Source organism: Methylobacterium sp. 142-1Y (genome assembly GCF_057747795.1).
This window is the reverse complement of the sequence record NZ_CM173224.1, coordinates 6,501,142-6,525,784: the sequence shown is the minus strand read 5'-3', so window position 1 is coordinate 6,525,784 and position 24,643 is coordinate 6,501,142. Positions and strand designations below refer to the sequence as shown.

The following is a 24,643-nucleotide window of genomic DNA, read 5'->3' as shown; positions in this document are numbered from 1 at the left end:
CGCCCGTGAAATCCTCACCCGTGAAACCGTCGAGCGAGATTGACCCCGACGCCGAGGCCGCGCGCGAGCCGTTCGGCCCGCGGACGGTGCGGCGCTGGATCGCGCAGCGCTTCGCCTCGAGCCTGACCCGGCGCATCGTGGTCCTGAACCTCGCCGGGCTGATCGCGCTCCTGATCGGCTTCCTCTACCTCAACCAGTTCCGCCAGGGCCTGATCGAGGCCCGGGTGCAGAGCCTGCTGACTCAAGGAGACATCATCGCCGGCGCCATCGCGGCCTCGGCGACCGTCGATACCGACGCGATCACCATCGATCCCGACCGCCTGCTCCAGCTCCAGGCCGGCGAAGGCGGCAATTTCGGCGACGAGGCGCCCTCGGGTCTCGAATTCTCCCTCAACCCGGAACGGGTGGCCCCGCTCCTGCGCCGCCTCATCACGCCGACCGGCACCCGCGCCCGGGTCTACGACCGCGACGGCACGATGCTGATCGATTCGCGCGGCCTCTACATAAGGGGCGATCTCAGCCGCGAGCCGCCGCCGGCCCACAAGGAGCGTCCAAGCCTGATCGAGCAGGCCTGGAACGCCGTGCGGACGCACATCCCGGGCCTCGGCCGGCCCTCGTCGGCCGACGAGCCGGGCCCGGCGGACGGGCGCACCCTGCCGGAGGTACAGCGCGCGCTCGCCGGTGCCCGCGGCACGCTGGTGCGCCGCAACGGCCCAGGCGAGACCATCGTGTCGGTGGCGGTGCCGATCCAGCGCGGCCGCACCGTGCGGGGCGCCCTGCTGCTCTCGACCCAGGAAGGCGACATCGACAAGATCATCGCAGCCGAGCGCTTCTCGCTGCTGCAGGTCTTCATCATCGCGGCGCTCGTGATGGTGGTGCTGTCGATGCTGGTCGCCGGCCAGATCGTCGGCCCGGTCGGGCGGCTGGCGGAGGCCGCCGAGCGGGTCCGCACCGGCATCAAGTCGCGCCAGGAGATCCCCGACTTCACCCGGCGCACCGACGAGATCGGCCATCTCTCGGGTGCGCTCCGCGACATGACCCAGGCGCTCTACCGCCGCCTCGACGCGATCGAGAACTTCGCCGCGGACGTCTCGCACGAGTTGAAGAACCCGCTCACCTCGCTGCGCAGCGCCGTCGAGACCCTGCCGCTCGCCAAGACCGACGAGTCCCGCGGCCGGCTGATGCAGGTGATCCAGCACGACGTGAAGCGCCTCGACCGGCTGATCAGCGACATCGCCGACGCCTCGCGCCTCGATGCCGAGCTGGCCCGGGCCGAGGCGGGCCGCGTCGATCTGAAGAAGCTCATCACCACGGTGGTGTCGGTGGCCAACGAGCGCCGGCGCCGGAGCGACGCATCGATCGACCTCACCGTCGAGCCGGCGCCCTCCGGCACCGACGACCCGTTCGCGATCCTCGGCCACGACAGCCGGCTCGGCCAGGTGGTCAACAACCTCCTCGACAATGCCCGCTCGTTCTCGCCCAAGGGCGCGAGCGTCCGGGTGGCCCTGCGGCGGCGGCGCAACGCCGTCGAGCTGACCGTCGAGGATGACGGGCCGGGCATCCCGCCCCACGCCCTGGAGCGGATCTTCGAGCGCTTCTACACCGACCGGCCGGAACAAGGCTTCGGGCAGAATTCGGGGCTGGGCCTCTCGATCTCGCGCCAGATCGTCCAGGCCCATCGCGGCACGATCCGGGCCGAGAACCGCCTCGGGGCCTTGGGCGAAGACGGCGAGCCGGCCTTGCTCGGCGCCCGCTTCATCGTCCGCATCCCGGCCCAGAGCCGTTGAGGGATGGGGGCCGTCCACGCCAGCTGCGTCGTGCTCGGCGAGGATGGGGTCCTGATCCGGGGACCGGCGGGGAGCGGCAAATCGACCCTGGTCCGTGACCTGATCGGGCTCGGCGCTATCTCGGGCGTCTTCGCTGCCCTGGTGGGAGACGACCGCGTGACCCTGACGCCGCGGCACGGTCGTCTCGTCGCCGCCCCGCACCCGGCGCTGGCCGGCCTCCTGGAGATCCGCGGGCTGGGCCTGCAACCCGTTGACGCCACGGTGCCTTCGGCGATCCTGCGGCTCGTCGTCGACCTCGCCGAGGCGGCCCCGCGGATGCCCGAGGCCGCCGACGAGACGGTTCTTCTCCGGGGGGTGGCGCTTCCCAGAACGATCCTGCCGCCGGACCCCGGCCGGGCCGCAACGGTGTTGTGGCGTTGGCGCCGCCTCCGTGTCATGATGATGACCGATTGATGCGGATTTCGCCGCATTGCTCTTGCGCTCGCCTTTGCGCTGCACAAAATGGCGGCTCGGCTCCAACGGGGCGTCGGAACTCGTGTCGATGATTGGAATGGTGCTCGTCACCCACGGCCTGCTCGCGACGGAATTCAAAGCCGCGCTGGAGCACGTCGTGGGGCCGCAAGAGCAGCTCGAGACGATCACCATCGGCCCCGAGGACGACATGGAGGTCCGTCGCAAGGACATCATGTCGGCGGTGTGCCGGGTGAATACCGGCGAGGGCGTCGTCGTGCTGACCGACATGTTCGGGGGCACGCCCTCGAACCTCGCCCTCTCCTGCATGAACGGCGGCTCGGTCGAGGTGGTCGCCGGCATCAACCTGCCGATGCTGATCAAGCTCGCCAGCGTGCGCGACGAGGAATCCCTGGGCGAGGCGGTGCTCCACGCCCAGGAAGCGGGGCGCAAGTACATCAACGTCGCCTCGCGGGTGCTCGCCGGCAAGTAGGCCCTGCACCGCAGGATCGCCGGCAGGACGGCCGAGGGGCCGTACCCTCGATTCCCGCGTCATCCGCTCTAGCTTTCTGCGGAAGCCCGGTTACCGTGACCGGACGCTTCCCGACAACGCGCGCGAGACCCGGACGACGGGCGACAACCCGTCCCACCGGATCCGAGCAGGTGCCCCGACCCATGACGCCCTTTGCCGACACAGACGATGCCGACGGCGAGTTGCCGCCGGTTCCCGAGGGCGCGAGCGCCCGCGACCTGCCGATCATCAACCGCCGCGGCCTGCACGCCCGGGCCTCCGCCAAGTTCGTGCAGACGGTGGAGAAATTCGGCTCGGAGGTCACGGTGAGCCGGGGCGGCGAGACGGTGGGCGGGCGCTCGATCATGGGCCTGCTCACCCTCGGGGCCGCGCAGGGCACCAGCATCCGGGTCACGGCGCTCGGGCCCGACCAGGATTTCTGCATGGAGGCGATCACCGCCCTCCTCGCCAACCGCTTCGGCGAGGACGAGTAGGCCTTCCCCGCTCGCCGGGACCCGTCAGGCCCGCAGGCGCATCAGGCGGCGCAGGGTTCTGGGCTGCGGCGTCCGACGGGCGACGCCCGACGCCTCGATCGTGACCAGGGCCTCGATGCGGGCGGGTGCCGGCGCGAGGGCCGGCGCTTGCGCCAGGCAGAGGCCAGCCTGGCGCCAGATCGTGTCGTGCCGTCCGGTCGCGAGGTGGACGGCCGCCGCCACCACCTCCCCATCCCGCCGCACCAGATCGACGCAGGCTTGGCCGCGATGGGCGAAGCGCCGTGTCACCACCCGGAAGGCGGTGGCGGTCGCGGGGTCGGCGAGCAGGCTGTCGGGGCCGCGCCGGGCATCCAGCACCAGAAAATGCTCGACGGCGTCGCGCAGGCGCGCCGGGTCCCGCACCCGCTCCAGCGAGGTCCGCCCGGCCGGCAGGGTCAGGGGAGCCGTTTCGGGCGCCGGCGCCTCGGCCTGGTCCGCGACCGCCAGGCGGCGCCCCGTACCGCCCGCAGCCTCGCCGAGGGCGACCGCGAGGCCCGAATCCGGCCGCAGGTCCGGCCAGTGCAGGTCGACGAGGCGCAAGCGCGACAGCCGCAGATGGTCGAGGGCGGTGCGCAGCACCGAAGCGGCGTGGCCGGCATCAATCGCCGCCTCGGCAGTGCCGGCGAGCGGCAGGCGCCAGAGCCGAGCGCGGCCGGCCAGGCCCTGGCGCGCCGGCAGCCGCAGCGGCAGCACGCCGCGTAAGGTCGGCGTGCGCAGGCCGTCCTGCCAGACCAGCAGCAGTGCCAGGGTCCGGCCGTCGGCGAGGTGCTGCGCCACCGTCAGGGTGAAGTCCGGATCGGCGTAGACGCTCGGCTCGAGGGCGCGGGCCATCAGGCTGCGCCAGGCCTCCACCTCGGGCTCGCGCAGCGAGGAGGGATGGCGCAGCTCCGCCCGCAGGCTCACTGCGCCCGTCAGACCGCCCTCGATCAGCGTGAAGGGAGTGCTCATCGCAGCCTCGCTCCGGGTCATCCGTCCCATAACGGGACAGGAACACGGCCCCTACGGCCGCGCCGGGCGACGCGGTTCAAGCGGCGTGCCGATCCGTTGCGGGACCGACCTCGCCGGGATCAGCCGCCCGGGATCGCCAGCGGGTTGCCGGTCAGCGCCGCGGCGTCGGGCGCATCGACCGCCGGCCGGCCCAGGAAGGCGTCCCACAGCCGGCGCACGAAGGCGGGATCGAGGTCGCGCACGATCAGGACCAGCCGCGAGCGGGTATCGCCGTCGGGCCAGGCCGGCAAGGTCGCGGGCGTATGGACGACGTGCTGCACCCCGTGCACCACCACCGGCCGGTTCGGATCGTCGGCGAGCGCCACCAGCCCCTTCAGGCGCAGGAGCTTCGGGCCGTGGGCGGAACGCAGCAGGTCGAGGAACATCTCGAACGCCGCGCGCGGCACCGGCGCGTCGCTCACCAGGTGGAAGGCCCGGATCGCCGCATCGTGCCGGTTGACGTCGTGGTGGTGATGATCGTGGCCGTGATGGTGATGATGATGGTCCTCCGCGCCGAGCCAGGCCCGCACGTCCGCCACCTTGCCGTCGGGGTCGAACAACCCGCCGAGCAGCGCGTCAGCCGGGGCGTCCGGCGCCAGGATCGCGGCGCCCGGGTTGATCCGGTGCAGGCGCGCGCGCAGGGCCTCGTCCCGCCCGTCGGCGAGATCGGCCTTGGTCACCACCAGCCGGTCCGCCACCGCGACCTGGCGCAGGGCCTCCGGGTGCGCGTCGAGGGTGCCGTCGCCGTTGACCGCGTCGACCACCGTGACGACGCCCTGGAGCGCGTACCGCATCGCCACGTAGGGATGATAGAGCAGCGCGTGCAGGATCGGCGCCGGATCGGCGAGGCCGGTGGTCTCGATCACCACCCGGCGGAACGGCTGGATCCGCCCGTTGTCGCGCTTACGCAGCAGGTCCTCCAGGGTGGCGATCAGGTCGCCACGCACCGTGCAGCACAGGCAGCCGGCCCCGAGCAGGATCATCCCCTCGTCCACCGTCTCGATCAGCAGGTGATCGAGCCCGACCTCGCCGAACTCGTTGACGATCACCACCGTGTCGGCGAGCTCGGGCGCCTGGAGAAGCCGGTTGAGCAGGGTGGTCTTCCCGGCTCCGAGGAAGCCGGTGAGGAGCGTGAGCGGGATCGGGGCCGGGCGGCCTGGGGTGTCGGTCATGCGGGCGGTCTCGTCGGACTATTCACCGCGAACTGCGCATCCGGCTGCCGAACGTCAATCCCGGCTCGTCGGACCGGTGAGCGGAACCTGCGCCAGCACGCCGCCATCGAGGACCTGATCGTCGGTGGCCCAGAGCAGCCACAGCGCATCGACCGTGAGGCGCAGGACCGGCCGGTCCCACCAACGATCGATCATCTCGGCGAGGAACGCGGCCTCCGCCGGGTCGAGGTCGTCGGTCAGGGCGTGCAGACCGACGAGGTAGAGCCCGCTCGCCGGCCGGCCCATGATCCGCTGGATCTCCGCCAGCACGTCGATCCCGTCCCGGCATTCGGGATAGACCCGCAGGTAGAGCCGGCCGAGGTTGATGTTGCCCGAGAACAGGCCGCGTAGCTCGACCGTGACCGGGCCGAGGGCGGCCAACGCCGCCTGCTGCGCGGGCGTCAGCACCGGCACCGCCTCGGGCCCGACCGCGAGGGAACCGCACAGGGTCGCGTGCAGGCGGTCGGCCCGGCGTGCGGCGACCTCCCAGGCGATCTTGTGCGCGAAGGGTGCGGCCCGCAGATCCCGCTCCAGGGCGGCATGGGCCGGGGCGGCGGCGAGATGCGCCTGCGGCACCGGCAGCACCAGCGAGACGACCCGGGGATGGCGGCCGCGCGTGTAGTACCGATTCTCCCGCGTAGGGATCACGCCCGGATGATCGGGCGCCACCAGGGGCAGGTGCGCGAGGCGGTAGGATTCGTCGAGGGCGAGCCCCCGCCCCGGCACGAACACGGTGCGGCTGCGGTCGTAGGCCAGGGCACCGTCCGGGCAGAAGACCGGCGCCGCATCGGCCACCGGCTCAATCGTCCTTCTTGCGCGCCGACTTCACGGCCGGCTTCGCCGCGGGCTTGGCCTCGGCCTTCTGTGCGGGCTTCGCCGCAGGCTTCGGCGCCTTGCCGGCCGGCTTCGCCGCGGGCGTCACCGCCGCCTTGTGCCCCTTCGGCTCGGCGATCACCGCGGTGGCCGGGCCGGTGGAGGCGAAGGCGGAGGCCGCGGCCGGCGTCGCGCCCTTGTGGCGGGCCAGCAGCTTGGGCTGCGGCACGGTGGCGCCGGTCGCCGCGATGCTGCGGCTCGGGGCGGGCTTTTGCGGCACGGGCTTGGCCAGCTTCACCCGCGCTGGCTTGGCGGTGATGGGCTTGGCCGGCGCGTCGTCGTTCGCCGCGATGGCACTCTCGGCCGGGTCGCGGCCGGTCCAGACCAGCACCGGCTGCAGCGGCGCCCGGGGCGGCAGGGCGCGGTTGCGCAGGGCCGCGCTGTTCATGGTGGCGAAGGCGAGCGCCGAGGAGGGCGGCGCGCCGGCCGCCATCAGCTGCGCGTTGGCGTTGTCGGCATTGCCGCCGGCGGCCGCACCCGCGGTCACCGCGGAGGAATCCGAGTCGGCCGGCATCGGCCGGCGCTTGTCGCAGATATAGGGCCGCATGTCCGGCGGGGCCGCGATCGACGAGACCGGCAGGTCGTTGAGCGTCTGGCCGCCGAAGCTGAACCCCGACTGGCCGAAGCCGTAATCGAACAGGTCGGCGGTCTTCAGGTCGCGCTCGCGGGCGCTCGCCTGGCCCATCACCACGGTGAGGATGCGCCGGCCGTTGCGGTTGGCGGTCGCCACCACGTTGAAGCCGCCCGCGCAGATGAAGCCGGTCTTCATCCCGTCGACGCCGGCATAGCGGCCGAGCAGGCCGTTGTGGTTCGGCATCACCGCGCGGCCGAACTGGATCGCCGAGATCGAGAACAGGTCGCGGTTCTCGGGAAAGTCGCGCAGCAGGGCGCGGCCGAGGACCGCCATGTCCCGGGCCGAGGTCCATTGCCGCGCGTCGGGCAGGCCGTTGGGATTGTACCAGTGGCTCTCGCGCATGCCGAGGCGCTGCGCGGTCTCGTTCATCTGGGCGGCGAAGCCGTCGATCGAGCCGCCGAGATTCTCGCCGATCGCCCAGGCGACGTCGTTGGCCGACTTCACCATGATGATCTTGAGGGCGTTGTCGAGGGTGAGCTGGGTGCCGGGCTTGAAGCCCATCTTGGAGGGCGGCTCGGCCGCGGCGGCCTCCGAGATGGTGAGGAGCTGGTCCATCGAGGCGCGGCCCTGGCGCACCATGTCGAGGGCGACGTAGGTCGTCATCAGCTTGGTGATCGAGGCCGGGTACCAGGGGTCGGTGGCGCCCTGGCTGTAGATCACCTTGCCGGAATCGACGTCGACGACCAGCATCGGCGCGGTGACCGCCCCCGCCGTCCCGGCAGCCAAGGATCCGGCGGCCACGAGGGCGCCGAGGCCGAAGAGGCGTCCGGCGAGGCGCGGCAGCAGCGCAGCTGTGAACATTCCGATGGGTCCCCGTCGTGCCGGTGCCGCCCTGCAGCGCCTCCCGCGACCGTCCGGCCTTGAGAAGAAGGCCGTCCGGTCACGCCGCCCCGGGCACCGCACGGCGGACCGACCATCAATGTAAGGCAAAGGCGAAGCTTTTGACAGCGCCGCGCGACACCCCCATGAACCGACCATCCGTGGCGGGAGCATGGCGGCGCTGCCATCCCGTGCCCGCCCACAGGGCCGTCCACAGGGGCCAAAGGGCACCCGACCTTGCGCGGGAGGCCTGCATCCGGTGGGCTTGCCGGCGCGGCTCCCATCTGACACGGCAGGATGGCCGCAAGAACCACATGGAGCAACGTGCGCGCCGCCACCCGGCGGCGCCCGACGATCGACATCATGAGCTACGCCGTCAAGGAGATCTTTCACACCCTCCAGGGCGAGGGCGCCCAGGCCGGGCGCGCCTCGGTGTTCTGCCGCTTTGCCGGCTGCAACCTGTGGAGCGGGCGCGAGGCCGATCGCGCGCAAGCCGTCTGCCGCTTCTGCGACACCGACTTCATCGGCACCGACGGCATCGGCGGCGGCCGGTTTCCCGACGCGGAGGCGCTGGCCGAGGCGATCGAGCGGACCTGGAACGGGGCGCGGGGCCGGCGCTACGTGGTGTTCACCGGCGGCGAGCCGCTGTTGCAGCTCGACGCGGCGCTTCTCGCTGCCGTCCATGCCCGGGGCTTCGAGGCGGCGGTGGAAACCAACGGCACGCAGGAGCCGCCGCCCGGGATCGACTGGATCTGCGTCAGCCCCAAGGCCGGGGCGCCGTTGCGCCTCACAAGCGGCGACGAGTTGAAGCTCGTCTATCCGCAGGCCGAGCTCGACCCGGACGCGCTCGCCGAACTCGATTTCCGCCACCTCTGGCTCCAGCCGATGGACGGGCCCGACCGGATCGGCAATACCGAGGCCGCGGTGGCCCATTGCCTGCGCGACGCCCGCTGGCGCCTGAGCCTCCAGACCCACAAGCTGATCGGCATCCCGTAAGTCCGGCCGCGGGTGATTTCGCCTGCCGGACCAACGGTGCTAAGGGGCGGCACACATTCATCCCCAGACGCGACCACAGATGAAGATCACCCAGGCCTTCACGTTCGAGGCGGCCCACCGGCTGCCCAACGTGCCCGCGACCCATCGCTGCCACCGCATGCACGGCCATTCCTACCGGGTGGAACTGACCCTCGACGGGCCGGTCGATCCGGAGACCGGCTGGGTGGTGGATTTCTTCGACGTCGAGGCCGCGTTCGGGCCGGTGCTCGAACGCCTCGACCATTACTGCCTCAACGAGGTGCCGGGCCTCGAGAACCCGACCGCCGAGCACATCGCGGTCTGGATCTGGGAGAAGACGCGGCCGGCCCTGCCGCTCCTGTCCTCGGTCAAGGTGTTCGAGACGCCGATGTCGTGGGCGGAATATACCGGGGCGTGATACAGCTTGCGCTTGATCTATTTTGGAAACAATAAAGCGCGGGATCCCCTCTCCCGTGTGGGAGAGGGGTAGGGGCGATCGAAGATCGCGCAGGGTGGAGACGGTACCGCAAGAAGACTGAACCGTTCCGCTGCCAGCACGACGGTCACAGCTTTACACGGAAGCCGAGCCACCCTCACGCGGGATCTTCGATCCCCAGGCCCCTCTCCCACACGGGCTAGTGTGTTCACACTTCTCGGTTCGAGAGCTTCTCCGGTGAAGGTCGCGCGCCTCTCCTCCCCAGGCGATCTCGGGCTTGCCCGAGATCGCTCAAGCTTGTGGGGAGGAGCTGGAGGTGGGGGTGGTGCCGGATAGAGCGCAGCGGTGCCTTCTGCACCACCCCCACCCCTAGCCCCTCCCCACAAGGGGGAGGGGAAGCGCGCTTAATTTCAATGGGTTAGCATTCAGAGGAGAAGTGTGAATCCGCTAGCCCACACGGGAGAGGGGAGGCGCGCTTTACTTTTTCGAACGAATCAAGCGGAATTCGTATGACTCCTGACGAAGCGGAGCACCGACACCGTCTCGCCGCCATCGTCCGGGCCGACCCCGACCTGATGGCGCTTCTGGCGAAGGCCCGCTCCCTCGCCCTGCCGCAATGGCGCCTCGTCGCTGGCTGCCTCTACCAGACGGTCTGGAACGTCCTGACCGGCCGGCCGCGCGGGCACGGCATCCGCGACTACGACCTGATTTACTTCGACGATGCCGACCTGTCCTGGGAGGCCGAGGACGCGGTGCTTCGCCGCGCGGCCCCGGTTCTCGCGGATTGCGTCGGCCCGGTCGAGATCCGCAACCAGGCCCGGGTCCATCTCTGGTTCGAGCGTCGCTTCGGGGCCCCCTACCCTCCCCTGCCGAGCGCCGACGCGGCCTTGTCCCGCTATGCGGCCGTGGTCCACGCGGTCGGAATGCGGCTCGAGCCGGACGACACGCTCTCGATCGCCGCGCCGTTCGGCCTTTCCGACCTGTTCGGGATGGTCCTGCGCCCCAACCCGGCCATCGCCAACGGGCCGGCCTACGCCGCCAAGGCGGAGCGGGCCCGGGCGCTGTGGCCCGAACTGACGGTGATCCCCTGGCCTGGGACGGCGGACGCGCCTGTCAAGTGCGTGCAGGACACGGCAGCGGTTTCCACCGGCCTGTCCCCGGCGCCCTCCCCGCTCTCGACAAGTCCTTGAGTTCGTACAGGTCTTTCGCAGGGCCAACGGGCCCATCAACGAAACGGTCACGATTCCAGCACGTTGCCGCCGGACAGGCTGTGGACCGGGCGTGGGCGAAGGACCGGTGTAACGATCGGTTCACCTTGCCGCCGATCGTTCCTGTTGCGAAAAGTCCCCCGGACAGCCTAGTTTTTGTCCATGCCCGCCGCTCGCGCGGGTCTCGTCCCGCTCTCGATCGACGCAACCGGCCCACACCGCGGCGCAACACCCGCGGGATCGCCGCACCGTGCCGCCAAGCCTCGGCGGCGCCTCGCGGAATTGGGGCCCGGGGGTCTTTAAGAGAAACGAGACCAGTTGTTGATAGACCGGGACGAACCAAGGGGACAAAGGCCGGGAGGGAGTTGACTTCCCGGGCCTGCGACCCGGCCGCCCATCCCCGCGTTCGGGGCCGGGGCGGCAAGCGTATCTGCGTACGGACCGGGAGCGGGCAGCCGCCACCGGGCCGAGAAGGGACCAGTCATGCGTGTGGACGGCAGCTTGGCGGAAGGGGTCGGTTCCGGCCGTGGCGGCAACGGCGACGACGGCCGCGAGGTCGCAGCCGCCGAGATCGCGGGAGCCTGGCAACGGGTGAAGCGCCGCCTGCGGGCGGAACTCGGCGAGGACGTGTTCGCGAGCTGGTTCGCCCGGCTCGAATTGCAGGACGTCACCGGCGGCGTCGCCCGCCTCACCGTCCCGACCCGGTTCCTCAAGAGCTGGATCGAGTCGCACTACATCGACCGGGTGCTGGCCACCTTCCGCAGCGAGGCCGACGGCATCGAGAGCCTGGAGGTCGGGGTGCGCGGCGCGATGGCGCCGGCCCGTCCGGGCGCCGCCGCGCTGACGAAGCCCGCCCCGAGCCCGCGCCCGGCCGCGAGCCCGAGCCCGGTCGTCGAGATGCCCGAGCCCGAGCGCGCCGCCCGCGGTGCCGCCCCCGAGGGCGATCTCGGCGGCGCTCCGCTCGATGCGCGCCTGACCTTCGAGAGCTTCGTGGTCGGCCGCTCGAACGCGCTCGCGCACGCCGCCGCCGAGCGGGTCGCCCGCCACGACGGCGGTCCCGCGCTCTACAACCCGCTCTACTTCCATGCCGGCGTGGGTCTGGGCAAGACCCACCTCCTCCACGGCATCGGCCACGCGGTGAAGAATGCCGGCCGTCGGGTGATCTACCTCACCGCCGACCGCTTCATGTACGGCTTCGTCAATGCCCTGAAGACCCAGAGCGCGCTGGCCTTCAAGGAAAAGCTGCGGGCGATCGACGTCCTGATCCTCGACGACGTGCAGTTCATCCAGGGCCGCTCGATCCAGGCCGAGTTCGGCCACACCCTCAACGCCCTCATCGATGCAGGGCGCCAGGTGGTGGTGGCGGCCGACCGGCCGCCGACGGAACTGGAGGCCCTCGACGAGCGGGTCCGCTCGCGCCTGGCCGGCGGCCTGGTGGTCGAGATCGGCACCCTCGACGAGGCCCTGCGCGCCTCGATCCTGCAATCGCGCCTGGAGGCGGTGCGCGCCTCGCACCCGGCCTTCGAGGTCGGTCCCGCGGTCGCCGAATACGTCGCGAAGGCCATCACCGCCAACGGTCGTGACCTCGAAGGCGCGGTCAACCGGCTCTTGGCCCACGCGACGCTGACCGGCGCGCCCGTCACCCTCGACACCGCCGAGACGGCGATCCGCGACCTCGTGAAGAACCGCGAGCCGAAGCGGGTCAAGATCGAGGACATCCAGAAGCTGGTGGCGAGCCGCTACAACGTCTCGCGCTCCGACATCCTCTCCGAGCGCCGCACCGCGGCGGTGGTCAAGCCGCGCCAGATCGCGATGTACCTCTCGAAGGTGCTGACGCTCCGCTCCCTGCCGGAGATCGGCCGGCGCTTCGGCGGGCGCGACCACACCACGGTGCTCCACGCGGTGCGCAAGATCGAGAAGGCGATCGGCGAGGACACGGCGCTCTGCGACGAGGTCGAGCTGCTGAAGCGGATGCTTCAGGACTAACGCCTCGAAATCGATAACCCTCCTGGATGCGCGCGGGGGAGGCTCGTGGATGAGCCTCCCCCGCCGGCTTGCGTTCGGGGAGCGCCTTCGCCAAAGTTCCCGTCCCGTGCGTGCACGGGGCAACGAGTGCGGTTGCCGGCCTTGAACGGTCGGTCGTTCGAGACACGGATCACCCTGATGAAAGTCACCGTCGAGCGCGCGGCCCTTCTTCGGTCGCTCGGCCACGTGCACCGCGTCGTGGAGCGGCGCAACACGATCCCGATCCTGTCGAACGTGCTGCTGCGCTCGGGGCCGGACGGCCTCCAGCTGAAAGCCACCGACCTCGACATCGAGGTGACCGAGACGATCCCCGCCGACGTGGTCGATGGCGGCGCCATCACGGTGCCGGCCCACGTCATCTACGACATCGTCCGAAAGCTGCCCGACGGCGCCCAGGTCTCCCTCGAGACCAGCGGCGAGACCGGCCAGATGCTGATCCGTTCGGGCCGCTCGCGCTTCACCCTCGGCGCCCTGCCGGAGGCCGATTTCCCCGATCTCGCCGCCGGCGAGCTGCCGCATTCCTTCGAGCTGCCGGCCGCCGATCTCAAGCGCCTGATCGACAAGACCCAGTTCGCGATCTCGACCGAGGAGACGCGCTACTACCTCAACGGCATCTTCTTCCACACCATCGAGGCGGAAGGCTCGCTCAAGCTGCGGGCGGTCGCCACCGACGGCCACCGCCTCGCCCGCGTCCAGATGGAGGCGCCGGAGGGCAGCGGCGGCATGCCGGGCATCATCGTGCCGCGCAAGGCCGTGGCCGAGATCCAGAAGCTCGTCGAGGATGGCGGCGAGACCGTCGGCGTCGAGATCTCGTCCGCCAAGGTGCGGTTCAGCTTCTCGTCGGGCGTCACCCTGATCTCGAAGCTGATCGACGGCACCTTCCCGGACTACGCCCGCGTCATCCCGACCGGCAACGACAAGCGCCTGACGGTCGAGCGCGACCAGTTCGCCAAGGCGGTCGACCGCGTCTCGACCATCTCGTCCGAGCGCGGCCGCGCAGTGAAGCTCGCCATGACCGACGGGCGCCTGTCGCTCTCGGTCAACAACCCGGATTCGGGCTCGGCGACCGAGGAGCTGGATGTCGATTACGAATCCGGCCCTCTCGATATCGGCTTCAACGCCCGCTACCTCCTCGACATCACGGCCCAGCTCGACGGCGACACCGCCCTGTTCCGCCTCGCCGATCCGGGCTCGCCGACGGTGATCCAGGACCGCGAGGGCGCGCCGGCGCTCTACGTGCTGATGCCGATGCGGGTGTGAGGACGGGATTGCCCGCCCTCGAACGTCCTGATTGCACAGCAGAGTCGTCTTTCTCCTACCCGCAACCTCATCCTGAGGTGTCAGTCGATTGAAAATCGACTGACCTCGAAGGAGGGCTCCAGAAGCCTCCGTGATCCCTGGAACCCTCCTTCGAGGCCAAGCGATCTTCGATCGCCCGGCACCTCAGGATGAGGTCGCGGATGGAACAGGATTTTCGGAAAAAATAGCGCTATCGCCGGCTCCCGCGACGACCTGTGATATGGCCCGGGGATGACCGAGCCCGATCCCTTGCGCGTCACCCGGCTGATCGCCCGCGACTTCCGCAACCATGCCGATCTCGACCTCGCGGTCGGGCGCCGCTTCGTCGCGCTGGTGGGGGAGAACGGGGCCGGCAAGACCAACATCCTGGAGGCGCTGTCGCTGTTCGCCCCCGGACGGGGCCTGCGCCGGGCGGATTTTTCCGGGATGGCGCGCGAGGGCGGGGCCGGCGGCTTCGCGGTGTCGCTGACGCTGGAGGGCCCCAACGGCGACCACCGCATCGGCACCGCCTGGGAGCCGCCGCGGGGCCGCGAGGAGCGCGGCGGCCGGCTCTGCCGCATCGACGGCGCCACCGCGCCCTCCCCCACGGCCTTCGCCGAGCAGGTGCGGGTGGTCTGGCTCACCCCCGATCTCGACGCGCTGTTTCGCGGGCCGGCCGGCGACCGGCGCCGCTTCCTCGACCGGCTGGTGCTGGCGGTCGATGCCGGCCACGGCGCCCGGGTCAACGCCATGGAGCGGGCCTTGCGCTCGCGCAACCGCCTCCTGGAGGAGCGGCCCGACGACGGGCCCTGGCTCGACGCGATCGAGCGCGAGGTGGCGGAGCTCGCCGTCGCGGTGGCGCTCGCCCGCCGCGAGACCGTGGAACGGCTCGACAGCCTGATCCTGTCGACCCGCGACGAGGCCTCGCCCTTCCCCTGGGCCGGGGTGCGGCTGGAGGGCGACATCGACGACCTCGTGGCGGTCTGGCCGGCGGTCGATGCCGAGGACCGCTACCGCGCGACCTTGCGCCAGAACCGGTTTCGCGACCGCGCCGCCGGCCGGACGCTCGCCGGCCCCCAGGCCTCCGACCTCGTGGTCCGCCACGGCCCCAAGGACGTGCCTGCCGCCACCGCCTCGACCGGCGAGCAGAAGGCCCTGCTGATCGGCCTGGTGCTGGCCCATGCCCGCCTCGTCACCGGGATGAGCGGATTGGCCCCCCTGGTCCTCCTCGACGAGGTCGCCGCCCATCTCGACCCGCGCCGCCGCGCCGGGCTGTTCGACGCGCTCGAAGCGCTCCCGGGGCAGGTCTGGATGACCGGGGCCGATCCGGTGCTGTTCGGGGAGCTGGGCGGGCGGGCGGATATGGTGCAGGTGGCGGAGGGCGCGATCCGCGTCGCGGCGCCATGATTATGGGACGATGTCGGTCCTGCTGAAGTCGTTGCCGACGAAGAGCAGCTCGGCCTTGCGCGTCCGCGCGCAGGCATAAGCGAAGCAATCGCCCATGTTGAGCTGGGCCGGGTGCCCCTGGCCCTTGCCGAAGCGCGCGAAAGCCGCAAGCGCCTCCCGTGCCTCCGCATCGGCGATCGGCACGACCGCGATGGCGGCCGCTTGCAGGAAGTCCCGCACATGGGCTTCGGCCGCCGCGATCGTCAGCGTCTTCAAGCGCGCGATCGCCATCACCGCCTCGAAGACGGCAAGCCCGCTCGTCGACCGGGAGGACGCGGCGTGCAGGCGCTCCCCGATCCGGAGGTAGCCCGGCTCCTGCGCCAGGATGGCGACGAGCGCCGAGGCATCGACGAACATCAGGGCTGGCCGCTCAGTTCGTCGTAGAAGGCCTTGTCGGCCTTCAGCCCGGTGGACGGAGTGGCCGCGATCGCGTCCTGGATCGGCTTGATGCGGGCCCAGAACTCGGCCAGCGACTGTTCGCGCCGTTGCAGTTCGTTGGCCAACGCCATACGAACCGCTTCGGTCTTGCTGAGTCCCGCCATCGATGCCAGCGTCTCGGCGAGGCGGTCCACGTCCTCATCGCGAATGTCGAGCGTCATGGTGGCGTCCCGCGTCGGCGAGGAAGTGCTATCGTCGATCCGAAGCACCCGCAAGCCAATCCCTCGCCGCCCGCAACGAGCCCGCAGAACCCCGATGACAGACCGCCTCGACGAGGCCCGCGCCGCCCTTCGCAAAACCTTCGGCTACGAGGATTTTCGTCCCGGCCAGGCCGAGGTGATCGGCGCCGTGCTCGACGGGCGCGACGTCTTCGCGGTGATGCCGACGGGTTCGGGCAAGTCGATGACCTACCAGCTTCCCGCCCTGGTGGAGGAGTCGCTGACCGTCGTCGTCTCGCCCCTGATCGCGCTGATGCACGACCAGGTGAAGCAGATGGAGGCCTTCGGCGTCGCGGCCGGCACCCTCAACTCGTCGGTGTCGGAATCGAGCGCCCGCGAGACCTGGCGCGGCATCCGCCAGGGCAGCTTGCGCCTGCTCTTCGTCTCGCCCGAGCGGCTCCTGATGGAAGGCCTGATCGAGGCGTTGCAGGGGGCCGGCGTCCGGCGGCTCGCCGTCGACGAGGCGCATTGCGTCTCGCAATGGGGCCACGACTTCCGGCCCGAATACCGCGACCTCGCCCGCGCCCGCGAGGCGCTCGGCGACGTGCAGACCGTGGCGCTGACCGCGACGGCGGATGCCGCGACCCGGGCCGACATCTCCGAGCGGCTGTTTCCCCGCGGCCGCAAGCCGGAGTTGTTCGTCCACTCCTTCGACCGACCGAACATCCGCCTGACCTTCGCGCCGAAGGAGCACCCGACGCGCCAGCTCTCGCGCTTCCTGCGTCCGCGCAAGGCCGAGAGCGGCATCATCTACTGCTCGTCCCGCAAGCGCACCGAGCAGATCGCCGAGATCCTGCAACAGGACGGCTTCAACGCGCTGGCCTACCATGCCGGCCTCGAACAGAGCGTGCGGATGCGCAACCAGGACACCTTCCTGCAGGAGGACGGCGTCGTGGTGGTGGCGACCATCGCCTTCGGCATGGGCATCAACAAGCCGGACGTGCGCTACGTCTGCCACGCCGACATGCCCTCGACCATCGAGAGCTACTACCAGGAGATCGGCCGCGCCGGCCGCGACGGGCTGCCGGCCGACACCCTCACCCTCTACGGCCTCGACGACATGGCGCTCCGCCGGCGCCAGATCGACGAGAAGGAGGTGCCCGACGACCGCCGCCGGGTCGAGCGCCGCAAGCTCGAGGCGATGATCGCTTTGTGCGAGGGCGCGACCTGCCGGCGTCAGTCGCTGCTCGGCTATTTCGGCGAGCAGAGCGCTCCTTGCGGCCGCTGCGACCTGTGCCGCGGCGGCGTCTCGCTCATCGACGGCACGGTGGCGGCCCAGAAGGTGCTCTCGGCGGTGGTCCGCACCGGCCAGCGCTTCGGCGCGGCCTATATCTGCGATCTCGTCCACGGCAAGGAGAGCGAGCAGATCCGCCGCAACGGCCACGTCCAGCTCAAGACCTTCGGGGTCGGCTCCGACAAGCCGGTGGCGGCCTGGCGGGCGATCCTGCGCCAGCTCTTCGCGGCGGGCGCTGTTGCCGAGAACGGCGACGGCTATGGCGGCCTGTCGCTCACCGACAAGGGCGAGGCGATCCTGTTCGGCCGCGAGCCGGTGCAGTTGCGCCCCGATCCCGAGCCGAAGGCCCCGAAGGAGCGCCGCCGCGGGTCCGCCGCCGACCGCGACGACAGCCTCGGCCTGTCGGAGGCCGACGAGGCCCTGTTCCAGCACCTGCGCGGCCTGCGCGCGACGCTCGCCCGCCAGGAGGGCGTCGCCGCCTACATGATCTTCCCCGATCGCACCCTGATCGAGATGGCGCGCGCCAAGCCCGTCGACCTCTGGGCCCTGCGCTCGGTCCACGGGGTGGGCGAGCGCAAGCGGGATGCCTACGGGCAGCCTTTCGTCGAGGCGGTGGCGGAGTTTCTGGCGGATGCGGCGAAGCGGGCGGGGTGAGCGGGGTTTGCCGCGGCCCCCCGGTCACGCTGCGTTCCCGTGCATCCTGTGGATCCGGTGCTGACCGTCATCTCCTCCACGGCGGTGGTCGATGCGCTGCGTGGTTGACGGCTCCTCTGGTCGGCAAACGTATATTTTCCTTGCAGCCGAGGTTGTCGTGCGGGGTGACCGCGCGCTGTGGATTGGCAGAGCCTTCACCTCCGTCCAGCGGCGGACCTTCCACATCCTGAATCGGTAGCGGTAATCCGCTACCGATTTTTCTCGATCACGCTGCGCGTACGGTGGCGAGGAAGCGATCGACTTCGGTGCCAAGCTGTTCCGACTGCCGGGAGAGCTCGGATGCCGCCGATAGTACTTGGCTCGCCGCGGCGCCCGCCTCCTCAGAGGCCTGCGCCACTCCGGCGATATTGCTCGTCACCTCCCCGGCGCCCGCAGCCGCTTGAGAGATGTTGCGGACGATCTCCTGGGTCGCCGCGCCCTGCTCCTCCACCGCCGCCGCGATCGAGGTCGCAACGTCCGAGAGCTCCTCGATCCGCACCGTGATCTGACCGATCGCGCCGGCCGCCTGGCCCGTCGAGGCCTGGATCGCCGCGATCTGGGTCGTGATTTCCTCGGTGGCCTTCGCGGTCTGCCCGGCGAGCTCCTTGACCTCCGCGGCGACCACCGCGAAACCCCGGCCCGCCGCGCCCGCGCGTGCCGCCTCGATGGTGGCATTGAGCGCCAGGAGGTTGGTCTGGGCGGCGATCGACGAGATCAGCCCAACCACGTCGCCGATGCGGGCCGTCGCTTCCGTGAGCGCACGGACCTGATGGGCGGTCTGCCCGGCCTCGGTGACGGCGGCCCGCGCCAGTCGGGCCGAGCCATCGACCTGGCGGCCGATCTCCTGGACAGAGGCGCCGAGTTCCTCGGCCGCCGCCGCGACGGTGCCGACATTCGAGGAGGCTTCTTCGGCCGCAGCCGCCACGGTGGTCGATTGCGCGGCGGTCTGCGTTGCGGTGGCGGTCAAGGTCCGGGCAGTGGCGTGCAGCTCGGTGGCGGAGGCCGAAACCTGGCTGACGATGCCGCCGACCGCTCGCTCGAAGGCGTCGGCCATCTGGCGCATGCCGGCCCGGCGCTGCTCCTCGGCCGACGCACGGGCGAGCGCCGTCTCCTCCTCCAGCTCCCGGGTATGGATCAGCCCATCCTTGAACACCTGCACGGCGGCGGCCATGGCGCCGATCTCGTCGCGTCGCACGACGCCCGGAATGGCCGTGTCGGTCTCGCCTGACGAGAGGCGCTGCATCGCCGCCGCCAGCCGGGTGATGCCGCCCACCACGCGCCACTGAATGACGACGATCGCCACCGCCAGCATCGCGGCGACCAACAGGGCGACGACACCATGGGTCACGAACATCCGTTTCGCCTCGGCCGCCCGATCTTCAGTCTGGCGAACGACGTCGTCCATGATGGCCATGGTCATATCGGTGATGGTGTTGCGGCCGGCGAAGATGGTCTTATCCCACTCCAGCTTCGAGACCGATGGCCGACGTCCCTCGACAAGGGCCGCGAGGACGTCCTTGCGCATCGCCGCCATCGCTCCACCGAAATAGGCTGCGGTGGCGCGGGCATGGGCCTTCCGGACCGTGTCGCCGATGGCGCCGGACGCGACCAGGCGGCCGACGATGCTCCAGCCCAGCTCGGTCTGCAGGTCGAGCTGGGTCAGGTCCCGGATCTCGGCGGGCGTCGGCGGGCGGTCCGCCAGCACGAGCAGGCTGAAGGTCGAGCCCAAGCGGCTCGTCATCATGCGGACCTGCCACGCGACGGCCTGGGCGTTCAGAGGCACGCCCATGCTCGGCTCGTCGCGCTGGATCCGCGCCGTCACCGCGTCGGACGCCGCTTCGAGCTGGGCGATGACGCGGCCGGACAGCTCGCCGCCCCGCTTGACGAGGGTCTTGTCCCGCTCGGCGAGCGGCTTGGCGTAGTCCCGGTCGATCTCGGGCCGCAGGCCGGTCCACGCGTCGAGCGTTGCCTTCAGTTCGCGGCCCTTGCCGGCGAGATCCGCATCCGGCAAGCCGGCCAAGGCGTTTGCGGCGGCCGTGAAGGCCTGATCGAGTGCGGCGCGGGCCCCCACGGAGATCTGCCGCTGCCAGAGGCCGGCCTCCGGCTCCATCACCAGGGCGTTCAGTCCGTGGCCCCACTCGACTCGGACGCCCACGAGACTCGCGAACAGATTGCGGTTGATCGTGGAGTCCTGGGTGACCCGCCCCGCAACGGCCTGGAGCGCGTAGCTCGTCAGCAGCCTCTCTCCAGCGAGGCCGAGGGCCGTCGCGGCGATCATGGACATCAGAGCGAGTAGGATTTTTTTGACAGACATCGTGATTTCCGCCACGAATCGATTTTGGTCAGACGCTGAAATCTACGGAATTTTGAATAATACTCTCTTAAATGAACGCGAACGCTGCGTCGCTTCCCACGTGGATGCAGGGGCTTGGGATGCAGGGAGTTCCCCGGCAAGAGGCTGAGATACTCGCGTATTGCGGCGCGTTCAGCTCGCCCTCACGAATCCGACCGGACGCTCCACCACCGCGTCTGCCAGGACATCGAAGGCGCTGAAGTCTAAATCGATCCCCGTGGGGGGAGCCTCCGCCGTTTGTCGGTCCCAGGTCGATGCAAGTTCCCGGGCCGTGACTGCTTGGTCGGCGAACGACCGTTGGTCGACGCAGGCTCGGGGCATCAAGCCACCGAGCTCCTTATCGGGACAAGATAAACCGCATTCGCCTCACAGACGTCAGGATGGTCCGATCGCCATCGGCGGCTTCTTCCGACGCGCCCGAAAGTCCCGCAGGGTCGCGTACAGTCGCTCCCGCAACGCCGTCTCCGACAACGGCCCGGCGACGACGAGACTCGCCACCACCTCCGGATGCTTGAGCCGCTGCTTCGGCGTGCGGGCATGATTGGCCACCCGCAACTGCCCTTCGGCACCGGGCAGGCCGAAGTAGAAGCTCTCGCCCCGCGTCCCCTGCCCGACTTCCGAAAAGCCCTCCGCCAGAAGGAGCGTCCGGGCGCGGTCGATCGCCGCTGCCGGGGTCACGGCCGCCAGCCCGCCTCGTCCTCCTCGCCGCTTTCGTCGGTCTCGCGATACGGCCCGTCGGTCGCCTCGGCGCCGCGATAGCCGGTCGCCAGCACGTAGAGCTCGCTCGAATCGGCCCGGCTCGCCGCCGGCTTGACGTGGCGCACGCTCGCAAAATCGCGCTTCAGGTCGGTGAGCAGGCCGCCCTCGGTGCCGCCCTGGAGCACCTTGGCGAGGTAGGTGCCGCCCGGCGCCAGGATCTCGCGGGCAAACGCCAGGGCCGTCTCGGCGAGCCCCATGATGCGCAGGTGGTCGGTCTTCTTGTGGCCGGTGGCGTTGGCGGCCATGTCGGACATCACGACGTCGGCAGGTCCCCCCAGCATCTCGGTGAGGAGCCCCGGCGCGGTCGGGTCGAGGAAGTCGAGGGTGACGAAGTCGACGCCGGGCATCGGCTCGATCTCGAGAAGGTCGATGCCGACCACCCGGCCCCGCGGCATCGGGGCGCCCGGATGGCTGCCGACCTTGGCGGCGGCGATCTGCGACCAGCCGCCCGGCGCCGCGCCGAGATCGACCACCCGCTGGCCCGGCCGCAGCAGCCGGAAGCGGTCGTCGATCTCCATCAGCTTGAAGGCCGCCCGCGAGCGGTAGCCCTCGCGCCGGGCGCGGGCCACGTAGGGGTCGTTGAGCTGGCGTTCGAGCCAGAGCTTGGAGGAGACCGTGCGCCCGCGCCCGGTCTTGACCCGCTGCTTCAGGTCGCCCCGGAGGCCGCCGCCGCGACGATCGCTCATATCCCGTGACCTTCGATGATCGAAAAAATCGTTCAAGGTCAATGACGCCCCGGGCCTGTGGGCGCAAGCCCGCTTCTTAAAAGCAAGCCGGCGCAAGCCCGGAGCGGTCGTCAGCCCGGCCGCACGCCCCGGCGCCAGACGCCGTCCTCGCGCATCATGTTCATCAGGAGGCCCTCGCGCAGGCCGCGATCGGCGATGCGCAGGCGCTCCGACGGGAAGGCGCGGCGGATCGCCTCCAGGATGGCGCAGCCGGCAAGCACCAGGTCGGCCCGGTCGCGGCCGATGCACGGGTTCTGCGCCCGGTCCGACAGCCGCGTGGCGAGAAGGCCGTCGATCGCCTCGGTGACCTCGCGGTCGCGCATCCACAAGCCGTCGATGCGGCGCCGGTCGTAGCGCGGCAGGCGCAGGTGGGTGGCGGCCAGGGTCGTCACCGTGCCGGAGGTGCCGAGCAGGTGGAAGTTCGGCGCATGGGCCGCAGCACCCGCGATCAGCGCGAACTTGGTCAGGCGGTCGGCGACCTCCTCGACCATGCCCTCGAAGACCGGACGGGTCACGTCGGCCCCGCCATAGCGCTCGGCCAGGGTGACCACGCCCACGGGGAGGGAGTCCCAGGCGCGGATGCGCAAGGTCGGGTCGGCGCTGCGGGCGAGCGCCGCCGAGCCGTCGAGCCAGACGATCTCGGTCGAGCCGCCGCCGATATCGAAGATCACCACCGATTCGGCGTGCCGGTCGGCGAGCGCGGCGCAGCCGGTGACGGCGAGATAGGCTTCCGTGCGCCGGTCCACCACTTCGAGGTCGAGGCCGACCTCGCGGTGGACGCGCTCGACGAAGGCCTGGCCGTTCACCGCGAGCCGGCAGGCCGCGGTGGCGATCGACTTCGACCGCACCACGCCGCGGGAGCGCATTTTCCCCAAGCACACCGCCAGCGCATCGACGGTGCGGTCGATGGCGTCGTCGCTCAGGCGGTCGGTGCTCCCCAAGCCTTCGCCGAGGCGCACGATGCGCGAGAAGGCATCGATCACCCGGAACCCGTAGGGTGCCGGCTCGGCGATCAGGAGCCGGCAATTGTTGGTGCCGAGATCGAGCGCCGCGTAGGCGCGGCGCTCGCTCCGGCGTGGGCCATGATCCTCCGCCACGCGAGGCGGAGGCGCGGTCGCGCGCGCTGTCTCGGCGTACTCCGCGGCGCGCGCCGGCACGGAGACGACCGTCTCATCCCTCATCGGCGATGCCGATATCCTTCATGGTCGCCCCCTGGCGGGGCGAAAGTCCATCACATGATGGGGAGCTTACGTGGCTCCGGGCGGAACGCAAAGCAGCGATCGTGCCGCGCGGCCCGCCAACTCGCCGTGACGGTTCGGACCAGAGGACCCGGATCGCCGGTCAATCGACCGCCGTTCCGGTCAGTTCGGCCTGCGTGAAGCGCTGCTGCTCCTCCATCACCAGCCCGGCGAGTTCGCGCTTCAAGGCGTTGAACTCGCTCGACGCCGTGTCGCGCGGGCGGGGCAGCGGCACGATCAGGTCGCGCTTCATCCGGCCCGGGCGGTAGGTGAGCACGACGATGCGGTCGGCGAGGTAGATCGCCTCCTCGATCGAGTGGGTCACGAACACGATGGTCTTGCGGTACTCGGCCCAGATCCGCAGCAGCTCGTCCTGGAGCGTGCGCCGGGTCAGCGCGTCGAGGGCGCCGAACGGCTCGTCCATCAGCATCACCGGCGGGTCGAGGGCCAGGATGCGGGCGATCGCGACGCGCTGGCGCATGCCGCCCGACAGGTCCTTCGGAAAGCGGCCGAGGAAGTCGGACAGGCCGAGCTTCTGGGCGATGCCGGCGACGACCCTGTCGGCCTGCCCGCGCGCCACGCCCTTGATGTCGAGGCCGAAGCGGATGTTCTGCTCCACGCTCATCCAGGGAAACAGCGCGTATTCCTGGAAGACCATGCCCCGGTCCGGGCCCGGATCGACGATCCTGTCCCCGTTCATGCGGATCTCGCCCGCGGTGAGCGGCGAGAAGCCCGCGATGGCGTTGAGGAGCGTGGACTTGCCGCAGCCCGACGGCCCGAGCAGGCAGACGAACTGCCCGCTCGGGATCGCCGCGGTGACGTCCTCGAGCGCCACCACGGCGCCCTCGCCGGTGCCGAACACCTTCGAGGCGTGCGCGATCGTGATCTCGGCGGCGCCCGGGCCGGGCCGGGCGGCGGGCTCCGACGTGCGGAGCGTTGCGGTCGCGGTCATGGGTCAGCGCTCCAGGCCGCGATGCCAGCGCAGCAGGTGGTCGTTGAGGCGCGACATCGCGCCGTCGATGACGAGGCCGAGGATGCCGATCGTCAGCATGCCGCCGATGATCTTGTCCGACCACATGTATTCGCGCGCCTCCAGGATCCGGTAGCCGAGCCCGTCCGAGACCGCGATCATCTCGGCGACGATCACCACGATGAAGGCGGTGCCGATGCCGATCCGCATGCCGGCGAGCACGAAGGGGCTCGCCGCCGGCAGGATCACCCTCCGGAACATCGTCCAGGAATTGGCGCCCAGGTTGCGCGCGGCCCGGATGTAGATCGAATCGACCTGTCGCACCCCCGCCACCGTGTTGACGAGGACCGGGAAGAAGGTGCCGAGCGCGATCAGGAACAGGGCCGGCGGGTTGCCGAGGCCGAACCACACGATGGCGAGCGGGATGTAGGCGATCGGCGGGATCGGCCGCAGGATCTGCAGGAGCGGATTGACGAGGCCGTAGAGCCGGTCGCTCGTGCCCATCAGCAGGCCGACCGGCAGAGCGAGGCCGACGCCGATGGCGAAGCCCGCGATCACCCGGCCGAGGCTCGCCACCGCGTCATGCGGCAGCTCGCCCGAGACCAGCCACGCGGCGTAGCTCTGGCTGGCGGGATCGTAGGGCAGGGCCGGGACGAGGCTGGCGACCCAGCGCGAGGCCACCGCGCTCGGCGGCGGCAGCACCACGGCGGAGAACAGGCCGGCCCGGCTGGCGATCTCCCAGAGGATCAGCAGCCCGACCGGCAGAAATGCGCCGCGGAAGGCGGAGAGGCGGTTCACGATGA

General features: G+C 70.7%; 23 protein-coding genes. 11 read left to right on the top strand and 12 right to left on the bottom strand.

Going from position 1 to position 24,643, the window contains the following annotated elements; translation table 11 throughout:
* Window positions 1–38: 38 nt before the first annotated feature.
* From AC3AOF_RS30000 to AC3AOF_RS29985, 4 genes are all read left to right on the top strand, one after another.
* Window positions 39–1,787, top strand: a complete 1,749-nt coding sequence (locus AC3AOF_RS30000) for a stimulus-sensing domain-containing protein (protein ID WP_488349074.1) — start codon at window positions 39–41, stop codon at window positions 1,785–1,787.
* Between the two features lie 3 nt (window positions 1,788–1,790).
* The gene (locus tag AC3AOF_RS29995) at window positions 1,791–2,240 is read left to right on the top strand and encodes an HPr kinase/phosphorylase (protein WP_236992604.1); all 450 of its coding nucleotides are present in this window, start codon (window positions 1,791–1,793) and stop codon (window positions 2,238–2,240) included.
* A gap of 88 nt (window positions 2,241–2,328) precedes the next feature.
* Entirely contained in the window at window positions 2,329–2,730 is a 402-nt protein-coding gene (locus tag AC3AOF_RS29990) for a PTS sugar transporter subunit IIA (RefSeq protein WP_012330218.1), read from the top strand.
* A 182-nt stretch (window positions 2,731–2,912) separates the two neighbouring features.
* Window positions 2,913–3,242, top strand: a complete 330-nt coding sequence (locus AC3AOF_RS29985) for an HPr family phosphocarrier protein (RefSeq protein WP_488347334.1) — start codon at window positions 2,913–2,915, stop codon at window positions 3,240–3,242.
* A 24-nt stretch (window positions 3,243–3,266) separates the two neighbouring features.
* Here AC3AOF_RS29985 and AC3AOF_RS29980 read toward each other — a convergent pair whose 3' ends face one another.
* The 4 genes from AC3AOF_RS29980 to AC3AOF_RS29965 all read right to left on the bottom strand — a co-directional run bounded on the left by AC3AOF_RS29980 (window position 3,267) and on the right by AC3AOF_RS29965 (window position 7,787).
* Window positions 3,267–4,229 carry a GNAT family N-acetyltransferase gene (locus tag AC3AOF_RS29980; protein WP_488347333.1) on the bottom strand — a complete coding sequence of 321 codons (963 nt, stop codon included), beginning with the start codon at window positions 4,227–4,229 and terminating at the stop codon, window positions 3,267–3,269.
* Window positions 4,230–4,348: 119 nt separating this feature from the next.
* Window positions 4,349–5,440 (bottom strand): CobW family GTP-binding protein, encoded by a 1,092-nt coding sequence (locus tag AC3AOF_RS29975; protein WP_488347332.1) that lies wholly within the window; start codon window positions 5,438–5,440, stop codon window positions 4,349–4,351.
* A 54-nt stretch (window positions 5,441–5,494) separates the two neighbouring features.
* Window positions 5,495–6,274 (bottom strand): hypothetical protein, encoded by a 780-nt coding sequence (locus AC3AOF_RS29970; protein ID WP_236992608.1) that lies wholly within the window; start codon window positions 6,272–6,274, stop codon window positions 5,495–5,497.
* Between the two features lie 4 nt (window positions 6,275–6,278).
* Window positions 6,279–7,787 carry a D-alanyl-D-alanine carboxypeptidase family protein gene (locus AC3AOF_RS29965; protein WP_236992609.1) on the bottom strand — a complete coding sequence of 503 codons (1,509 nt, stop codon included), beginning with the start codon at window positions 7,785–7,787 and terminating at the stop codon, window positions 6,279–6,281.
* Between the two features lie 381 nt (window positions 7,788–8,168).
* On the opposite strand from AC3AOF_RS29965, the gene queE reads away from it, so the two are divergent.
* The 6 genes from queE to recF all read left to right on the top strand — a co-directional run bounded on the left by queE (window position 8,169) and on the right by recF (window position 15,173).
* A complete protein-coding gene (gene queE / locus AC3AOF_RS29960) occupies window positions 8,169–8,801 on the top strand; it encodes a 7-carboxy-7-deazaguanine synthase (protein ID WP_236992944.1) in 633 nt (210 codons plus the stop codon).
* Window positions 8,802–8,880: 79 nt separating this feature from the next.
* Window positions 8,881–9,237, top strand: coding sequence for a 6-carboxytetrahydropterin synthase QueD (gene queD, locus AC3AOF_RS29955; protein ID WP_060849121.1), 357 nt, complete (start codon window positions 8,881–8,883; stop codon window positions 9,235–9,237).
* 527 nt (window positions 9,238–9,764) lie between these two features.
* Window positions 9,765–10,445: a nucleotidyltransferase family protein gene (locus tag AC3AOF_RS29950; protein ID WP_236992610.1), complete on the top strand. Its 681-nt coding sequence runs from the start codon at window positions 9,765–9,767 to the stop codon at window positions 10,443–10,445.
* Window positions 10,446–10,946: 501 nt separating this feature from the next.
* Complete coding sequence (gene dnaA, locus AC3AOF_RS29945; RefSeq protein ID WP_236987460.1) at window positions 10,947–12,449, top strand: chromosomal replication initiator protein DnaA; 1,503 nt, start codon at window positions 10,947–10,949, stop codon at window positions 12,447–12,449.
* Window positions 12,450–12,626: 177 nt separating this feature from the next.
* Window positions 12,627–13,748 (top strand): DNA polymerase III subunit beta, encoded by a 1,122-nt coding sequence (gene dnaN, locus AC3AOF_RS29940; protein ID WP_236987461.1) that lies wholly within the window; start codon window positions 12,627–12,629, stop codon window positions 13,746–13,748.
* A gap of 270 nt (window positions 13,749–14,018) precedes the next feature.
* Window positions 14,019–15,173, top strand: a complete 1,155-nt coding sequence (recF, locus tag AC3AOF_RS29935; protein ID WP_488347331.1) for a DNA replication/repair protein RecF — start codon at window positions 14,019–14,021, stop codon at window positions 15,171–15,173.
* Here recF and AC3AOF_RS29930 read toward each other — a convergent pair whose 3' ends face one another.
* Together AC3AOF_RS29930 and AC3AOF_RS29925 are read right to left on the bottom strand one after the other, a co-directional pair.
* Complete coding sequence (locus tag AC3AOF_RS29930) at window positions 15,174–15,569, bottom strand: type II toxin-antitoxin system VapC family toxin (protein ID WP_488347330.1); 396 nt, start codon at window positions 15,567–15,569, stop codon at window positions 15,174–15,176.
* A complete protein-coding gene (locus AC3AOF_RS29925) occupies window positions 15,569–15,811 on the bottom strand; it encodes a type II toxin-antitoxin system VapB family antitoxin (RefSeq protein WP_488347329.1) in 243 nt (80 codons plus the stop codon). The genes AC3AOF_RS29930 and AC3AOF_RS29925 overlap by 1 nt, the downstream gene beginning before the upstream one ends.
* A gap of 94 nt (window positions 15,812–15,905) precedes the next feature.
* Between AC3AOF_RS29925 and recQ the strand changes: the two genes are divergently transcribed.
* On the top strand, window positions 15,906–17,756 hold the full coding sequence (recQ, locus tag AC3AOF_RS29920; RefSeq protein ID WP_488347328.1) for a DNA helicase RecQ: 1,851 nt from the start codon (window positions 15,906–15,908) through the stop codon (window positions 17,754–17,756).
* Between the two features lie 265 nt (window positions 17,757–18,021).
* Here the strand turns inward: recQ and AC3AOF_RS29915 are convergent, their stop codons facing one another.
* The 6 genes from AC3AOF_RS29915 to AC3AOF_RS29890 form a co-directional block, all read right to left on the bottom strand.
* Window positions 18,022–20,073, bottom strand: a complete 2,052-nt coding sequence (locus tag AC3AOF_RS29915) for a methyl-accepting chemotaxis protein (protein ID WP_488347327.1) — start codon at window positions 20,071–20,073, stop codon at window positions 18,022–18,024.
* A 450-nt stretch (window positions 20,074–20,523) separates the two neighbouring features.
* Window positions 20,524–20,826, bottom strand: a complete 303-nt coding sequence (locus AC3AOF_RS29910) for a hypothetical protein (RefSeq protein ID WP_488347326.1) — start codon at window positions 20,824–20,826, stop codon at window positions 20,524–20,526.
* On the bottom strand, window positions 20,823–21,593 hold the full coding sequence (locus tag AC3AOF_RS29905; RefSeq protein ID WP_488347325.1) for an RlmE family RNA methyltransferase: 771 nt from the start codon (window positions 21,591–21,593) through the stop codon (window positions 20,823–20,825). Before AC3AOF_RS29905 ends, AC3AOF_RS29910 begins: the two co-directional genes overlap by 4 nt.
* Before the next feature lie 110 nt (window positions 21,594–21,703).
* Window positions 21,704–22,813 (bottom strand): Ppx/GppA phosphatase family protein, encoded by a 1,110-nt coding sequence (locus tag AC3AOF_RS29900; protein WP_488347324.1) that lies wholly within the window; start codon window positions 22,811–22,813, stop codon window positions 21,704–21,706.
* A gap of 160 nt (window positions 22,814–22,973) precedes the next feature.
* Window positions 22,974–23,822 (bottom strand): ABC transporter ATP-binding protein, encoded by an 849-nt coding sequence (locus AC3AOF_RS29895; RefSeq protein WP_488347323.1) that lies wholly within the window; start codon window positions 23,820–23,822, stop codon window positions 22,974–22,976.
* 3 nt (window positions 23,823–23,825) lie between these two features.
* Window positions 23,826–24,641, bottom strand: a complete 816-nt coding sequence (locus AC3AOF_RS29890) for an ABC transporter permease (RefSeq protein ID WP_488349073.1) — start codon at window positions 24,639–24,641, stop codon at window positions 23,826–23,828.
* Window positions 24,642–24,643 lie beyond the last annotated feature (2 nt).

Coding starts and splice junctions, on each gene's coding strand:
- AC3AOF_RS29905 (WP_488347325.1), bottom strand. CDS start 21,593: ATGAGCGATCGTCGCGGCGGCGGCCTCCGGGGCGACCTGAAGCAGCGG.
- AC3AOF_RS29975 (WP_488347332.1), bottom strand. CDS start 5,440: ATGACCGACACCCCAGGCCGCCCGGCCCCGATCCCGCTCACGCTCCTC.
- AC3AOF_RS29895 (WP_488347323.1), bottom strand. CDS start 23,822: ATGACCGCGACCGCAACGCTCCGCACGTCGGAGCCCGCCGCCCGGCCC.
- AC3AOF_RS29965 (WP_236992609.1), bottom strand. CDS start 7,787: ATGTTCACAGCTGCGCTGCTGCCGCGCCTCGCCGGACGCCTCTTCGGC.
- AC3AOF_RS29980 (WP_488347333.1), bottom strand. CDS start 4,229: ATGAGCACTCCCTTCACGCTGATCGAGGGCGGTCTGACGGGCGCAGTG.
- recF (WP_488347331.1), top strand. CDS start 14,019: ATGACCGAGCCCGATCCCTTGCGCGTCACCCGGCTGATCGCCCGCGAC.
- AC3AOF_RS29985 (WP_488347334.1), top strand. CDS start 2,913: ATGACGCCCTTTGCCGACACAGACGATGCCGACGGCGAGTTGCCGCCG.
- AC3AOF_RS29990 (WP_012330218.1), top strand. CDS start 2,329: ATGATTGGAATGGTGCTCGTCACCCACGGCCTGCTCGCGACGGAATTC.
- AC3AOF_RS29915 (WP_488347327.1), bottom strand. CDS start 20,073: ATGATCGCCGCGACGGCCCTCGGCCTCGCTGGAGAGAGGCTGCTGACG.
- recQ (WP_488347328.1), top strand. CDS start 15,906: ATGACAGACCGCCTCGACGAGGCCCGCGCCGCCCTTCGCAAAACCTTC.
- queD (WP_060849121.1), top strand. CDS start 8,881: ATGAAGATCACCCAGGCCTTCACGTTCGAGGCGGCCCACCGGCTGCCC.
- dnaN (WP_236987461.1), top strand. CDS start 12,627: ATGAAAGTCACCGTCGAGCGCGCGGCCCTTCTTCGGTCGCTCGGCCAC.
- dnaA (WP_236987460.1), top strand. CDS start 10,947: ATGCGTGTGGACGGCAGCTTGGCGGAAGGGGTCGGTTCCGGCCGTGGC.
- AC3AOF_RS29995 (WP_236992604.1), top strand. CDS start 1,791: ATGGGGGCCGTCCACGCCAGCTGCGTCGTGCTCGGCGAGGATGGGGTC.
- AC3AOF_RS29950 (WP_236992610.1), top strand. CDS start 9,765: ATGACTCCTGACGAAGCGGAGCACCGACACCGTCTCGCCGCCATCGTC.
- queE (WP_236992944.1), top strand. CDS start 8,169: ATGAGCTACGCCGTCAAGGAGATCTTTCACACCCTCCAGGGCGAGGGC.
- AC3AOF_RS29930 (WP_488347330.1), bottom strand. CDS start 15,569: ATGTTCGTCGATGCCTCGGCGCTCGTCGCCATCCTGGCGCAGGAGCCG.
- AC3AOF_RS29925 (WP_488347329.1), bottom strand. CDS start 15,811: ATGACGCTCGACATTCGCGATGAGGACGTGGACCGCCTCGCCGAGACG.
- AC3AOF_RS29900 (WP_488347324.1), bottom strand. CDS start 22,813: ATGAGGGATGAGACGGTCGTCTCCGTGCCGGCGCGCGCCGCGGAGTAC.